Source organism: Puniceicoccales bacterium, from assembly GCA_031283585.1.
Classification (GTDB): Bacteria; Verrucomicrobiota; Verrucomicrobiia; order Opitutales; family LL51; genus JAIRTH01.
On the sequence record JAITBP010000003.1, the window covers coordinates 92,277 to 105,990 of the forward strand.

Genomic DNA, 13,714 nt, shown 5'->3' on the forward strand with positions numbered 1-13,714 from the left:
TACATAGTTATGAAACCTACCTATAACCCATCCAGGATAAAGAGAGCAAGAAAGTTTGGATTTCGGGCAAGGATGGCTACCTCTGGAGGCAGAGCGGTTCTTTCGGCCCGTAGACGTAAAGGCCGTAAAAGATTGTCGGCTAGTACCCCATGCAACTGATCTCTCCAAATAGATTGCTGAAGTCTCAAAGGATAAGAAGACAGCTTGACTTTAAAGCTTTTTGGAGTGTTCGGCCATGTTTTGATGGAGGGATGTTTTTAGTGAAAGCCCTAGGGAATGATTCCGGTCTTGGTAGGGCTAGGTTTGCCGTTGTGGTTGGCAAAAAGGTTGGCAATGCTGTTTACAGAAATCGTATAAAAAGGATTTTTCGTGAAATTTTTAGGTTGAACCAGCAGAAATTAAAGCAGGACTTCGATTATCTTGTGGTTGCCAAGCCAGGTATCATGGATGAATTCTATGATCTTCAGCGATTGTTTTTACATGTGGTCAGATGAAGGATTTTATTATAGTTGCCATCGATGGTACGGCTGCTTCAGGAAAATCCACAACGGCGGCTAGATTGGCTGAGGCTCTTGGTTGTATGAATGTAAACACCGGGAATCATTATCGATGTCTAACGTCGCTGTTGATTAGAGATGGTAATAGCTATGATGATTTTGATTCCATAGGCGAGTTTTTAGGTTCGGCTGTGCTGGACACAAAACTAAATGGCAATTGTGCTGACCTGGTAATCAATGGAATGACCAGGGATCAACTGGATGCAAGATCAGGCCTGGTTAATGATCAGGTGTCGATGTTTGCTAAAAATCAGGAGCTGAGAAAGTTTTTAAAAAAATATCAGCAGAGTCTTGTGGACTTCGCTCGCCAAAATGGTTTCGGTGGAATTGTCATGGAAGGCAGGGATATTTGCTCGGTGGTTTTACCCGAAGCAGACTTCAAATTTTTTCTGACTGCGGACAGGGGTGTACGTGTGAATCGTTCTATTAATGATAATCGTAGTGACAATATTTGCCTGCGTGACAGCATTGATTATTCCGAGTCCAACATTACAAAAGATGCTATAAAAGTAGATACGACCCATTTAGATATGGATCAAGTCCTGGCGTTCATGATTGAAGTAATCACAGCTTCTATGCCAGCCCGCCGGATATCAGACTCACTAATAATTAAATGATTATTAATCAATTGCCATCGCTCTTAATGTGGGGATCGGAACTCCGCCACCAAGTGCCTCGGCTATGTTATTTGTGGGTGTTCCGGTGCCACTGTTTACCAACTTACCGTCCGATGGACCGGTGCCGAGATCACTAAACCACTCCACATGGCCATCTAGAAACCCAATGTATCCTCCTTTGTTTCCATAGATACCGGTTGTATCCCATTTGCCATCGGCTCCAAGACCCCTGGTCCAGGCTATCGGTGTGATTGATGGATCAGCGTGGGCCGGAACTCCGGCAGCAACGCAAATACTTGTGATGGCATTCGTGAAATTGGAATCGGCAACACTGCCATCGGGCTTACAGATTATCTTCGAAGTGATTTTGGTGGCCATGGTATCATCCGGGAATAGGTACATTCTGACATCATTCAGTAATCCGGCCTTGGCCAATATCACGGCCCATTCACCAACGGTATCCACTTCCTCGGGGTTAATGGTCGTACCTTCACCATTCATGCTTGAAAATTGTAAATAGGCTTTAGCTATCTGGGCCACAGCATTGGCACCTTTCGTTCTTCTGCCCTGTTCCATGACCCTACTTGTTGCTGGCACAAGCATGGAGACCAATATGCCTATGACAGCCATGGCCACAAGTAACTCAACCAAAGTGAATCCACTTCTATGTTCCACACCCACGGTTGATTCGAACTTTATGTATTGGGACCTAAATGTCTATATAATTTTATAAAACAACATCCATTTTGCAATTTGTTGATAATAAACGATCTATCTAACAAATTAGCTAAAATTAATGTCCTAGTTTCGGCGTTTTTTACGTGCATGGAGAAAATTTTCCAATGATTTTATATAATGCTCATCGGTGGATATACTTAGAACATCTATCTTGGCCTTATTCAGTTTTTCGCAGAAATATGATTCTTTTTCTTTCATCCTGCTTATATACTTTTTAAGATAGGTCTTGTTGGATGTGTCGATTTCCAATACCTCGCCGGTTTCCATGTCTTCCAACGTGAGGATCCCAATATTTGGTATAAACGTCTCCCTTGGATCGCTTATCTTTATACATACCAGATCATGATGCCTGTCCGTAAGTTTAAGAGCTCTTATCATGTCATCGGACTTCTGATCCAGTTCATCGGTGGCGAAGTCACTTATTATAAAAATTATCGACCGTCTTTTCAAAATATTGTTCACATAGCCAAGTGTACCTACAAAATCCGTCCCATTGCCTGTGGGTTTATGAAACAGAATATCGCGTATTATGCGCAATGAATGCTTCCTTCCCTTGTCTGGCTTGATAAGTTTTTCCACAATATTTGTGAAAAGAATCAGTCCTACCTTGTCATTGTTTTTGTTGGCCGAAAATGCAAATAAGCTGGCCAACTCGGTGGCTATCTCACGCTTACTTCTCGAGCTACCGAAGTCCATAGATCCGCTCATATCAACTAGGATCATCATGGTAAGCTCGCGTTCTTCCTTAAATTTTTTTATGAATGGGCGATCCATTTTTGCCGTAACATTCCAGTCTATGGCTCTAACGTCATCGCCGGGCGCATATTCACGAACTTCCTCGAAATCAATACCTTGACCTTTGAATATGCTTTTATAGGTACCGATGAGCTGGTCATTGAGTAGCCGGTCAGTGCTTATCTCAAGACATCTAACATGCTTCAGTATTTTTCGAGTAACTTCGTTGCTGTAGGTCATTTATTCATCATCAAATTTTATGGAACAGGTACCGTATTGAGAATCTTCGATACCACGGTTTCCGATGACATTTCTTCGGCTTCGGCTTCATAGGTCACTATGACCCGATGCCTCAGCACATCCATGCCAATGATCTTAACATCGTTTGGCGTCACATAGCCACGGCCCTGGAGAAAAGCCCAGGCCTTAGAAGCCAATGCCAGGGCGATGGTTGCTCTGGGTGATGCGCCAAACTGAATAAAATTATCCATGTCCAATTTGAAGTCACTTGGCTTCCGTGTTGCGAAGACAATATTTATGATATAGTCGCATACCTTATCGTCTATGTATATATTATCTAAAAGCTTCCTCGATTCCAATATCACCTCAGGGCTAATCACCTGGGTAACCTTCGGAACCTGGGACGTTTTCCCCATGGATGACATTATTTGTTTTTCTTCCAAAATGCTTGGATAATCTATGCTGAGCTTTAGCATAAACCTATCCACCTGAGCTTCGGGTAATGAATAGGTACCTTCTTGGTCCACAGGGTTTTGTGTAGCTATTACTATGAAGGGCTTTGGAAGGAAGAAGGTTTCCTCGCCCAACGTAACTTGTTTTTCCTGCATTGCCTCGAGCAATGCGCTCTGGACTTTGGCCGGTGCACGGTTTATTTCATCGGCCAATACAATGTTTGCAAAAATTGGACCTTTTTTTGTTACAAATTCGGCGGTTTTTGGATTATATATCAGTGTGCCGATTATATCAGCTGGTAATAAATCCGGAGTAAATTGTATCCTCTTGAAGTCAGCTTTAATCGCATCCGACAGCGTTTTTACCGACAGAGTCTTGGCCAAGCCTGGTACACCTTCCACCAGTATGTGCCCTCCGGCCAGTAGTCCGACAATTATTCTGTCAACCATATATCGTTGACCGACAACAATTTTACCAACTTCATCTCGCAGTAGCGACACCCAGCTGGAAGATTCTCTTATTCTATTGTTAAGTTCTGCTAAATCTCCACTCATATCAAACTATGTTCAATAAGGATATTATCAGTAACTTACAATGCAACTATGATTTTTGTATTTTTTGAAAATATGGTCTAATAAATGGTAATATCAATAGTCCAATGGCGAAAATTGTTGTGCCATAGTGGCAAGCTGTGGTATCCCAGCTCCAAAATAGCGGTATGTATTTTTCAAGGCCACTGAGCACGTTTTCGATGGCCGCAGCGCCGATGCCAGCGAAGAACAACAACATATTGGTAATAGCTTCTATATTAACGAGTAATGACAGTATCGTTAGAGTTCCTGCGATGATGGTGACCCAGGCCACGGGAATAACTACTATATTCGCCAATATGCCAACCAGACTTATGGATCCGAAATATTCAAAGATCAAAGGTAGGCTTGCCATATTGGCTGCCAGAGATATGGCCAGGGAATCTATGATGGCATAGATTATTTTTTTTAACAATTTAGAAGAGGCAGTTATTTCGTCTTTTGGTACAAATTTGTCTATAGATACAAAGGATTTTAGTTTATTTGCCAGTGGTACACCAAGCAGTATTATATAGTACGCTACGCCGTAGGACATCCTAAAGCCTGGGTCAAACAATTGTACTGGGTTGACCAATAGAGACAATACGGCCGCATTGATAAGCGAAGAAAATGTGTTTGGCTTTCGGTTGAAATAGCAGGCACTCCAATAGAACGATAGCATTATAAATGCTCTGGAAGCCGATGGCGGCGAGCCTATTATGCCAAGATATAGGAAGGCAATCACCAGGCAGGGAATTCTCCTAAATTTTTTTCTCAGGCCAAGTATTCTGAGCAACAGTTCAAGAGAAAAGCCTATTATTCCCATATGCAGACCGCTTACCGCTAAAAGATGTGCTGTACCGGTGTTGTGGAAGCTGTTTTTTTGCTCTTTGGATAGATTTGTTTTGCTGCTTAAGAGCATCCCTGGCAATATGCTGAGGAACGACTTTGTTGTATTTTTGGTCAGGCCCTGGTTGATTTTTTCATGGGCAATGAAGTATAGTTCGAATAATTTGGTCCCGTTGTCTGTTATTTTTTCTACGGTCCCATTCGACGCATAGAGGAATACTTTGGATCTGTACAGATAGGAAAAGAATGAATTGTTTTTATCTAAGTTGTCTATTTTTTCAATGGCCGCATAGGTTTTAAATGATTGGGACTGAAACAGATTGGCGCTATTGGTTTTTAGCATAAAGTATATGGGTTTGTCGATGATTACCCTATCTTCAGCGTCCTTTATGATTCCTTTGCCATAGGCATAAAGACCAGAGCGAAAATATTTGGTCGCGACCTTGGTTATATGTATTTCCAGGTGTTGTTTGGCCTGGTGGCTAGGATTAGGTGGAGCACTATCGATTTGCCACATAGCATTTAGGTAGGAAATCACAGAGACTAGGCACAGAATAAGTCTATTTAATTTTGGTCCAGGTACTATGCAAATAGCTGATGCAATAATGAAAATTATATAAATTCCCCAGGAAATTTGTGACAAAATTATTCCTACTATTATAGCAACCAGAGCGAATAATAGGGGAGGGTAGTTTTCCAGCAATTTTTTGTACTTATTAAAAATTTGTGATGGATGTATCAGTTGGCCTCGATTTGTTCAATGCAAAAATTTGTGACTTGAAAAATTTACACCAATCCTATTAACTGCGATGATTTTATATAAAAAGCGTAAATAATTGTAGTTTTTATATTTTTTTAAATAATTGATTTTATTATGTATCTATCTAGGGCTATCTTGTACAATATACTTATCTGTGCGGGTTCTTTGTTATTTAGCGTAACCGCTCTGGGTGCTTCAACTACATCCTTTGCAAAACGGTATGATGAAATACGTGAATTTATTGATTCAGATAAATGTAAACCTGAATACGAACAATCGCTGAAGTCTTTGGTTGGTAAAGAGTTTACTCTTACACAGGATTGTTTTGAAAAATTGGAAGACGATACCGTAACTCCTTTGGTCATCGATCTATTTGAAGGAAAGAACCTGGCTGTTGCCATAAAGAAAGTTATTGAGTTTTATCTGAATCCAGAAAATACCACGGATAATGAAGGAAAGAATACTCCGTTCATTTTTGGACACTTTGGAATTGTAGATGACATCAGGAATAATGATGAGCTAAAAAATAAATTATCTTCTATTTTGGAAGAATTAAATAAGACGCATGAAATTGTAGATGGCTACGAAAATTATTTTGAAAAATTAATTACAATCAGACCTTTTTTGTTGGATGCTCATGATTTAATAGTCAAAGATGCTAACATTAAGGCCGACGGTGGTCTGGCGAAGTTTATTAAAGGTGCCATAAGGATTATCAACACAGTAGAAGCAAGTGGGATGGCAGCAGAAATTTTGAAGACACTCAGAAGTGATGCAGAATCAGAGCTGCTTAGTGCAGGTGTTTCCAATGATGTTTCGGTAGATATTTCTAGTAATGGTGTTGTAAGCCTAAGCGCCGGAATAAGCTATTCGGTGAAAAAAGGAGTAGGAGCTAACTCTTTGTATGAAATATCTAGTAAAATTGGTGCTTCTGCTGGAGTCAAAATAAAAGTTCCTGGTGATATTTTTTCTCTTTCTGGAACCATTAGTGCAGAGGTTGCCTACACATCTCTTTTCTTCTCCATTGAGCAACTGCTAGATTCAGGTGAATTACTGGCAGGAGATCAGCCAGGACATATTTCTAAAGCCCTTTTTAATGAGCTTTCTGGGAGTAGGCAAAGATTACAGGATAAAGAACGGGAATTGTTAGCTTGTTTTGGTACTGATGTCGAAAATTTCCTAAAGATGCTTATGGTTATACCTTTTGACGTGAATATACGTTGGCCACGAATTACCCGGGCCGAAGGAGCCATGTCGAGCGTTTCTAAAACATTGGAAGCTGCAATATCTGCAGAGATAACCAGTTTAATTGAGTTAGGATTTGAATTTACTTCAAGCTGTACAAGTACGATTTACAAAAAATCGCATCCTTTTTTATCCCTGCTCAATGATGATTGTTTTCCAGCAAATAATCTAAATATAAAAGATATTAAGAAAATCATAGGCTCAAAATATGATCTTTCTGGCAATTTTATTAAGGACAAGCTTATTAAGGACAAGATTCCAGTCCTATATCAAAGTTATATATTTTTAGGAGACCTTCGTGATTATGTTTCTACTCTGGCAGATTTGGCAGAATTGGCACAGGATATAAAAGTGCTTGTGGAAGCCAAAGATGATTATGGAAAAAAGAGTAAAATTTCAAAAATAGGATTTAGCTACGTGGTTGATAAAGAAAATGGGTCGGATACAGATAAAAAATTAAAAGCTAAAAAAGCCTTAGTAAAGGAATTGACAAAGAGAAAACATAAATATGAATCTAGCCTTTCTCCTAAGAATCTAATTGGCTCCGAAGGACGTTTAGGGGTTTTGAAAGCCTGTATTATCACCGCGGCGATTCTAAGAAGTGCAGCAAAAACAGAAGAGGAAATTTCTTTGTTTAGGAAGATGTTCATGGAGATTGAGAAACTATCGCTACTTTTGGAGTTGTCGAAGGATAAAAATTCTAGAAAAGGAAGTTTTTCTCATAGCGCAAACCAGAAACTTCGTGACATTGGATATGCCGGATCTATGACGGTCACTATTCCAGGAATTATTGAAAACGTTACCGTAAGTTGTGATTATCATAATGTTTCGAATAGCGTGTTTTTAGACGAGGACGGGACATCCATTTCGTTAACTATAAAAATACCATCATACTTTGTCGATAAAGATATTACTAATAAATTGATAAACCTTTGTAAAGAAAAATCCAAAAACTCTAAAATTGAATCGATCAAAAAAATATTTAGATGCATGAAAAACTCGATTAGTTGGTTTGCGTCAAAATATGATAATTTAACGGCTTCCGAGCTTATTCCTTTTGTCAACATAAAAAGCCTTATTTATCGGGGTGAAATAGAAATAAGTACATCTATTGCAAAAATACCAGGTAACTCTTCGCCAGAATCATCAAAACCAAAACCTATACCTGGCAGAAAAAAGTTTATTAAAACCAAATCCAAATGGAAGCGGGTTTATTCTCAGTACAGTGTGGTTCTTCCATCGACCTATACAATACCAGGCAAAGAGGAGATAGAAAACAGCCTGAAAAAGATCGTACCAATAGAGGTAACCTTAACTAAAGAGCTTACCCAAAATACTCAACAACTTGGAACTGAGACTCTTAATTACATTGTTTCCAGGTTCAACGTGTGGCAAATGGGTCTTAGCGGAGAAGAGGATAACGTTAGTGTAACCTGGAATTCCTTTAAGAGTAGCAATAAACAAGAACTGTCAGGAATTATAAAAAATATAGGCAGTAGCAAACCAGGCATTCTTTATGAGCTGCAATGTATTTATAACGACAACCTAGGAAACGTTAATAAGATGACCAAAAAAGACAATAAGATTTTCGAGAACTTGCTTAAGTGTTGTAGTACTTTTGTACAAAACGAAACAGATGCCAACCTTAATGCAGCTCTAGACGCTTTAGATGAGGTACTAAAATTCAACTACAAAAACAATTTTCTTGTGCACTATAACAAGGCATTTTCTCTGAAAAAATCTTAAAAATCTTGATTTGTTCAATGCAAAACAGCTATTCGGACCCGGTGACTGCCTGGATCAATTTTTACTTGCAAATGCCACTGTAGTCGGCAGGTTGGCATTTGCTTGCCCGGATGGCGGAATTGGCAGACGCGTCGGACTCAAAATCCGATTCCAGTGATGGAGTGAGGGTTCGACCCCCTCTCCGGGCACCATGTTATAGGTAAATCGACTGCTATAAATTATACGGTGTTGTCAGAAGTTAGTGTAAATAGTCATTGAATGTTATTTTTGATTATCCGGTGTTGCTAGCAATAAATATGAAGTAACACCTAGGAAAACATTGACAAATCCCTGCGCAGCCGTTTATTGCAAAAACTGTTGTGTTGCCCGGTAGCTCAGCGGTAGAGCAGGTGACTGTTAATCACTTGGTCGCAGGTTCGAATCCTGCCCGGGCAGCCAGTATGGAATTTGACTATAATTTATCTTCTAGGCTCTTGCCTACGATAATGGATTCTCTTATTTGGTCAGCCAGTGACGCTAGATTTCCCGGGGAACTTGGTACAAATATTACATTGGATTTAGAAGTGCCGGCGATTTCCTTTAGTGTATCTATGTATTGTATCAGCAATACCGTTTCCATCACATCTTTCTGGGTCAATCCAGGCACCTGTTTTACAAATTCTTCGACAGAATCTTTCAGTCCGGCTACTATGGCGTGCCTTTGCCCAGCCAGCCCCTTACCATGCAATATGGAAGATTCGGCTTCGGCTTCGGCTTGCTTTACCTTTAGTATCTTTTCGGCTTCACCTTTTTCCGAGGCAGCTACCCGGGTTCGTTGGGCTGCATTTATCTCATTCATTGCTGCTTTGACATTGGCTGCTGGAGCTATATCTGTTACAAGAGCTTTTACTATTTCGTAGCCAAATTCAGCCATCATTTCCGAAAGCTCGACCTTTACGGCATCGGCTATGTCATCTTTTTTAGCAAACACGTCATCCAGGGATATTTTTGGAACCTGTGCTCTAACTACATCAAATACAAAGGCTTCGATCTGATGTGTAGGGCTCTGCAGCATATAGAATGCTTCGTAAATTTTTCTTTCCAGGACACGATACTGGACTGAAACAAGTATATTTATAAAGACATTATCATTGGTTTTTGTTTCCACATTCACGTCAAGCTGATTTATCCGTAGCGATAGTCTTGCGCGAATGCCGTCGATTATTGGTATTTTGAATTGGAGTCCAGGATAGGCTATGCGGATGAATTTTCCAAACCTTTCGATTATGGCACAGGTCTGTTGTTCGACTGTGAACAGGGTTGCAGACAGGATCATAAGGATCATAAGAGCCCCAGTAATCATGACCGGTATAATCATTATACTTTCCATGGTTTTATCCTAGCTATCTAGCTGACTAAATCAACTAAAATTGCCACAGGAGAGCAGTGCGCCGACGATACCAAGGTCTCCAGGGAATGTTACTTTTATATTCCAGGTTTTGTTTTCGATGAATTGAATCTGGGACCTATCAATGATTGCTGAGCTGTCATCTGGCAGATCAATTCCGTTTTCGATGGCGCTTTTGTAGCTATCATGGATGAGAGAGAAATCAAAGGCCTGGGGCGTTTCAATTGCATATAATGTGTTTCTATCAATATAGTTAACACATCCCTCTTCCGATGAAATCACGGTGTCGGTGATTTTATGATAGAGTACCGCTGCCGGATGATTTTTTATTTTTTCGTTCAAATCGATGATGTTTTTTGCGGTTACAAGAGGCCTTGCTCCGTCGTGGATGAATATATTTTTGACTTTTGGGAAATTTTTTTTTAAAAAATTTAGGCCATTCCAGACGGAGGATTTTCTATCATCACCGCCTTTTTCAAAAAAGATAAAATCGGTTTTTTCTATGTATTTATTGATGAAATCCTTCTGGCTTTCACTGTGGTAGACCAGCACAAAAATATCCATGAAGCCGGTGGCAAAGATAGTTTTAAATGAGTGATACACAAGTGGATAGTCATTCACTATTGCTACGCATTTATCTCTACCAAATCTTTTGCCTGACCCTCCGGCGAGGACTATTGCAGCGGAGAAATTTTTGCTCATTTGTTGTCAAGGACCGCCTTCAGGAAAGAACTGAATAGGGGATGGGGCTTGTTCGGCTTTGATTGAAATTCTGGATGAAATTGACAGGCAATGTGCCAGGGATGGTCTTTCAACTCCAGTATTTCCACCAGATCTAGCTCGATGTTTTTGCCGGCAACGATCATGCCCTGTTCCTCAAATCGAGACGAATAATCATTGTTGAATTCATATCTATGTCTATGACGCTCAGATATATACTGCGTGTTGTATGCCTGAAATGTCCGCGAGCTTTTATGTAACAATTTGCAGTTAAACGATCCAAGTCGCATGGTACCACCTTTGTCCGAGATATTTTTCTGGGCCTTCATCATCTGTACCACCGGGTTGGATGTTTTTGGAACCATTTCGGTACTGTTGGCATCTGGTAGACCTAGCACATGGCGTGCAAACTCTATTGCCGCGATTTGCATCCCGAGGCAGATGCCAAAAAATGGTACCTTGTTTTCTCTGGCATAGCGAGTTGCGTCAATTTTACCATTTATTCCTCTGACACCGAATCCGCCAGGTATCAGTATGCCATCCATGGACTTCAGCAGCTCGTCGCAGCCCATTTTTTCAATTTCCTCGGCATCGATATTTACTATCTCAACGCCACTGTCATTTTCTATGCCGCCATGAACTAGGGCTTCATGTATGGATTTGTAAGCATCCTGAAGCTCGGTGTATTTGCCAATGACACCTATTTTACAAAAATTTTTCGGCGATTTCAGCCGTCGCACGATGTTTTCCCAAGCACTTATATCACATTCGGAGCCGCCAAGGTTGAGTTTTTTAATAACAATTTCATCGAAATTTTCTTTGTGCAGAGCCGAGGGGAGTTCATAGATGGAGCATGTGAGATCAAGTTCTTCTACCACACAAGAAAGCGGAACATTGCAAAAAAGGCTGATTTTTTGGCGCATGTCGTCGGTTATTGGTATTTCCGAGCGACAAACTATTATGTCTGGCTGGATTCCTATTTCCCTCAACTTCGCCACACTTTGTTGGGTTGGTTTTGTCTTAAGTTCACCAGCGGCACGAAGATAGGGGATTAGCGTTACATGGATGAAGAGAACGTTTTCATGGCCTAATTCCAAAGCTAGCTGCCGAAGGGCTTCTAGGAATGGGAGGCCTTCTATGTCGCCGGTGGTTCCACCAATTTCCGTTATCACCACATCAGCATCTTCGCCGGCACCGTAAATCCTTTCCTTTATTTCGTTTGTGACATGAGGTATCACCTGGACAGTTTTGCCAAGGTAATCACCACGCCTCTCTTTTTGAAGCACAGCTTCATAGATTTGCCCCGATGTTAGTGTATTTTTTTTTGACAGAGTACATGATGTAAATCGTTCGTAATGACCAAGATCTAGATCTGTTTCCGTTCCATCTTTCAACACATAAACCTCTCCATGTTGAAAGGGATTCATGGTACCTGGATCTATATTGAGATATGGGTCAAATTTCTGCAAACATACACTGAAGCCACGGCTTTCAAGCAACGCTCCAAGGGAACCGGTCGTGAGCCCCTTGCCTAAAGAGGACACAACACCGCCGGTTATGAAAATATATTTCATCCTAGAACATAACGAAAAAAATGAGACTTTGGTCAAGCTCAAGCTAAAAGTGGCATTTCATTGATAATAATTTATGATTTGGATAGAATGTGGTTGTTTGCAATGGATACGCCGCTCAGCATGGCTCCAACTATACCAAGGAATCCCTGGTCGGTTCCGCATAGGTACAGGTTTTCAATTGGCAGTAATCCGCTGTAGATCTTATTTGGTGAACCATATATTGCTCCATTTTGGTGACCGGTGAACCGTTCGATGGTGAGCGGTGTAAAAAAGTCAATATCTATGATTTTTTTTAGAAATGATTGCCTGTTAAACCCTTCGCGATCTCTGGTTAAAATGCTGATGGCTTTGTCTATCAATGCATTGAACCACCTGGATTTATTTTCGCTGTAATCATCGATGGGTGCTGATTTCCAAGCATCATAGCTGGCCAGAGCGGTTACTCGTAGCATGCCTTCGTTGAGTTTCATGCCATTCTGGTAGTTAAAGTTGTTTGGCATACAAATGACCCCGGAGGATGTATCGGCCATATTTGTTGGAGTCCGATATTCAAAGTGGTTTTTTTCCTCAAAAAAAATTATGGTATCATCCCAGCCAAAATCCGACGGTTGGCCGTCAAACATGGCGATCGCCTCGCAAAAAGAAAGTTTTCCAACTATTTTATTATCGTTGGTGTTGGCCGAGTAACACAGTTTCATTGTCTCCGCATGGCCAATGGTAGAAATTATGTGATTGGCCTCGATAAATCTATCATTATCAATGACTACGCCACTGGCTTTACCATTGATCGTTTCTATTTTTTTCACGGCGCAACGAAGCTTTTTTTCACCGCCGAGTTCGTTAAATTTTGTTATCAGCAGCTGAAGTATTTTTTTTATACCATCAAAGGGCCTGGCAAACCCCTCGAGAAATATGGAGCGGAACATGATTACAAACTGTCTCCAATCCATATCATTTTCTCTGGCACTGCCATAGTAGGATGTAGGCAATAGAAGGATATCTTCCAATTCTCGATTATTTAAAATTTCCGAGAGTATGCTGCGAGCCGAAATGTAATCCGAGGTTTCAGCGAAAGGGTTGTATGCCTTGATCATTTCAACCAATTTTTTGAATCTGTCCATGGCCTGGGGAAATAGGCGTGAGATCTCTGATTCCAACAGAGAAAAATCGTTGTTAAATTTAACAACAAGCTGGTTTAGTAGTATTTTTGATGATTTTTGTTCACTCAGCTCCAGGCTGTCGTGCGATATCCTGAGCTGGCGCAACAGCTTTGATAGGGGCGAGCCGGTAATACCCTTTTTAACAAAATTCGTTATGGCATGCAACCCCACATCTATTCGCCGGCCAAGCCGATTGTAAAAACTATTGAGACCACCAATAACATAGTGTTTCTCGAGCAGCAAGACTTTTTGCCCGAACTGGGCCAGCCTTATGCCTGTGGCCAGCCCTGACAATCCAGCGCCTATGATGATCGAATCGTATTTATCCGAAATAATAGCCATCTTATGAATTATCTAAATTTTC

12 protein-coding genes and 2 tRNA genes are annotated in these 13,714 nt (G+C 40.7%); 6 read left to right on the plus strand and 8 right to left on the minus strand.

The window, feature by feature from the left end; genetic code table 11:
* The first annotated feature begins 9 nt into the window (after nucleotides 1-9).
* From rpmH to LBB20_00740, 3 genes are read left to right on the plus strand one after another with little or no spacing between them, the layout of a single operon-like run.
* On the plus strand, nucleotides 10-159 hold the full coding sequence (gene rpmH, locus LBB20_00730; protein ID MDR2735355.1) for a 50S ribosomal protein L34: 150 nt from the start codon (nucleotides 10-12) through the stop codon (nucleotides 157-159).
* Complete coding sequence (rnpA, locus tag LBB20_00735; protein MDR2735356.1) at nucleotides 150-494, plus strand: ribonuclease P protein component; 345 nt, start codon at nucleotides 150-152, stop codon at nucleotides 492-494. Before rpmH ends, rnpA begins: the two co-directional genes overlap by 10 nt.
* On the plus strand, nucleotides 491-1,174 hold the full coding sequence (locus LBB20_00740) for a (d)CMP kinase (GenBank protein ID MDR2735357.1): 684 nt from the start codon (nucleotides 491-493) through the stop codon (nucleotides 1,172-1,174). Before rnpA ends, LBB20_00740 begins: the two co-directional genes overlap by 4 nt.
* 3 nt (nucleotides 1,175-1,177) lie before the next feature.
* Here the strand turns inward: LBB20_00740 and LBB20_00745 are convergent, their stop codons facing one another.
* From LBB20_00745 to LBB20_00760, 4 genes are all read right to left on the minus strand, one after another.
* Entirely contained in the window at nucleotides 1,178-1,855 is a 678-nt protein-coding gene (locus tag LBB20_00745) for a type II secretion system GspH family protein (protein MDR2735358.1), read from the minus strand.
* Between the two features lie 120 nt (nucleotides 1,856-1,975).
* On the minus strand, nucleotides 1,976-2,887 hold the full coding sequence (locus LBB20_00750; protein MDR2735359.1) for a DUF58 domain-containing protein: 912 nt from the start codon (nucleotides 2,885-2,887) through the stop codon (nucleotides 1,976-1,978).
* A 17-nt stretch (nucleotides 2,888-2,904) separates the two neighbouring features.
* Entirely contained in the window at nucleotides 2,905-3,894 is a 990-nt protein-coding gene (locus tag LBB20_00755) for a MoxR family ATPase (GenBank protein ID MDR2735360.1), read from the minus strand.
* Between the two features lie 46 nt (nucleotides 3,895-3,940).
* Nucleotides 3,941-5,275, minus strand: a complete 1,335-nt coding sequence (locus tag LBB20_00760; protein ID MDR2735361.1) for a ComEC/Rec2 family competence protein — start codon at nucleotides 5,273-5,275, stop codon at nucleotides 3,941-3,943.
* A 357-nt stretch (nucleotides 5,276-5,632) separates the two neighbouring features.
* Here LBB20_00760 and LBB20_00765 point away from each other — a divergent pair, with 357 nt between their 5' ends.
* The 3 genes from LBB20_00765 to LBB20_00775 all read left to right on the plus strand — a co-directional run bounded on the left by LBB20_00765 (nucleotide 5,633) and on the right by LBB20_00775 (nucleotide 8,947).
* The gene (locus LBB20_00765) at nucleotides 5,633-8,509 is read left to right on the plus strand and encodes a hypothetical protein (GenBank protein MDR2735362.1); all 2,877 of its coding nucleotides are present in this window, start codon (nucleotides 5,633-5,635) and stop codon (nucleotides 8,507-8,509) included.
* A 104-nt stretch (nucleotides 8,510-8,613) separates the two neighbouring features.
* Nucleotides 8,614-8,700 (plus strand) — tRNA-Leu (locus tag LBB20_00770).
* 172 nt (nucleotides 8,701-8,872) lie between these two features.
* Nucleotides 8,873-8,947 (plus strand) — tRNA-Asn (locus LBB20_00775).
* A gap of 13 nt (nucleotides 8,948-8,960) precedes the next feature.
* Here the strand turns inward: LBB20_00775 and LBB20_00780 are convergent.
* The 4 genes from LBB20_00780 to LBB20_00795 form a co-directional block, all read right to left on the minus strand.
* Nucleotides 8,961-9,878, minus strand: a complete 918-nt coding sequence (locus LBB20_00780) for an SPFH domain-containing protein (protein MDR2735363.1) — start codon at nucleotides 9,876-9,878, stop codon at nucleotides 8,961-8,963.
* A 30-nt stretch (nucleotides 9,879-9,908) separates the two neighbouring features.
* The gene (locus LBB20_00785) at nucleotides 9,909-10,598 is read right to left on the minus strand and encodes a 2-C-methyl-D-erythritol 4-phosphate cytidylyltransferase (GenBank protein ID MDR2735364.1); all 690 of its coding nucleotides are present in this window, start codon (nucleotides 10,596-10,598) and stop codon (nucleotides 9,909-9,911) included.
* Nucleotides 10,595-12,190 (minus strand): CTP synthase, encoded by a 1,596-nt coding sequence (locus LBB20_00790; GenBank protein ID MDR2735365.1) that lies wholly within the window; start codon nucleotides 12,188-12,190, stop codon nucleotides 10,595-10,597. Before LBB20_00790 ends, LBB20_00785 begins: the two co-directional genes overlap by 4 nt.
* Before the next feature lie 71 nt (nucleotides 12,191-12,261).
* A complete protein-coding gene (locus tag LBB20_00795; protein MDR2735366.1) occupies nucleotides 12,262-13,692 on the minus strand; it encodes an NAD(P)/FAD-dependent oxidoreductase in 1,431 nt (476 codons plus the stop codon).
* Nucleotides 13,693-13,714 lie beyond the last annotated feature (22 nt).

Excerpts from the sequence above, each read along its gene's own strand:
- LBB20_00760 (MDR2735361.1), bottom strand. The coding sequence starts at position 5,275 with ATGTGGCAAATCGATAGTGCTCCACCTAATCCTAGCCACCAGGCCAAA.
- LBB20_00780 (MDR2735363.1), bottom strand. The coding sequence starts at position 9,878 with ATGGAAAGTATAATGATTATACCGGTCATGATTACTGGGGCTCTTATG.
- LBB20_00740 (MDR2735357.1), top strand. The coding sequence starts at position 491 with ATGAAGGATTTTATTATAGTTGCCATCGATGGTACGGCTGCTTCAGGA.
- rpmH (MDR2735355.1), top strand. The coding sequence starts at position 10 with ATGAAACCTACCTATAACCCATCCAGGATAAAGAGAGCAAGAAAGTTT.
- LBB20_00790 (MDR2735365.1), bottom strand. The coding sequence starts at position 12,190 with ATGAAATATATTTTCATAACCGGCGGTGTTGTGTCCTCTTTAGGCAAG.
- LBB20_00765 (MDR2735362.1), top strand. The coding sequence starts at position 5,633 with ATGTATCTATCTAGGGCTATCTTGTACAATATACTTATCTGTGCGGGT.
- rnpA (MDR2735356.1), top strand. The coding sequence starts at position 150 with ATGCAACTGATCTCTCCAAATAGATTGCTGAAGTCTCAAAGGATAAGA.
- LBB20_00755 (MDR2735360.1), bottom strand. The coding sequence starts at position 3,894 with ATGAGTGGAGATTTAGCAGAACTTAACAATAGAATAAGAGAATCTTCC.
- LBB20_00750 (MDR2735359.1), bottom strand. The coding sequence starts at position 2,887 with ATGACCTACAGCAACGAAGTTACTCGAAAAATACTGAAGCATGTTAGA.
- LBB20_00795 (MDR2735366.1), bottom strand. The coding sequence starts at position 13,692 with ATGGCTATTATTTCGGATAAATACGATTCGATCATCATAGGCGCTGGA.
- LBB20_00785 (MDR2735364.1), bottom strand. The coding sequence starts at position 10,598 with ATGAGCAAAAATTTCTCCGCTGCAATAGTCCTCGCCGGAGGGTCAGGC.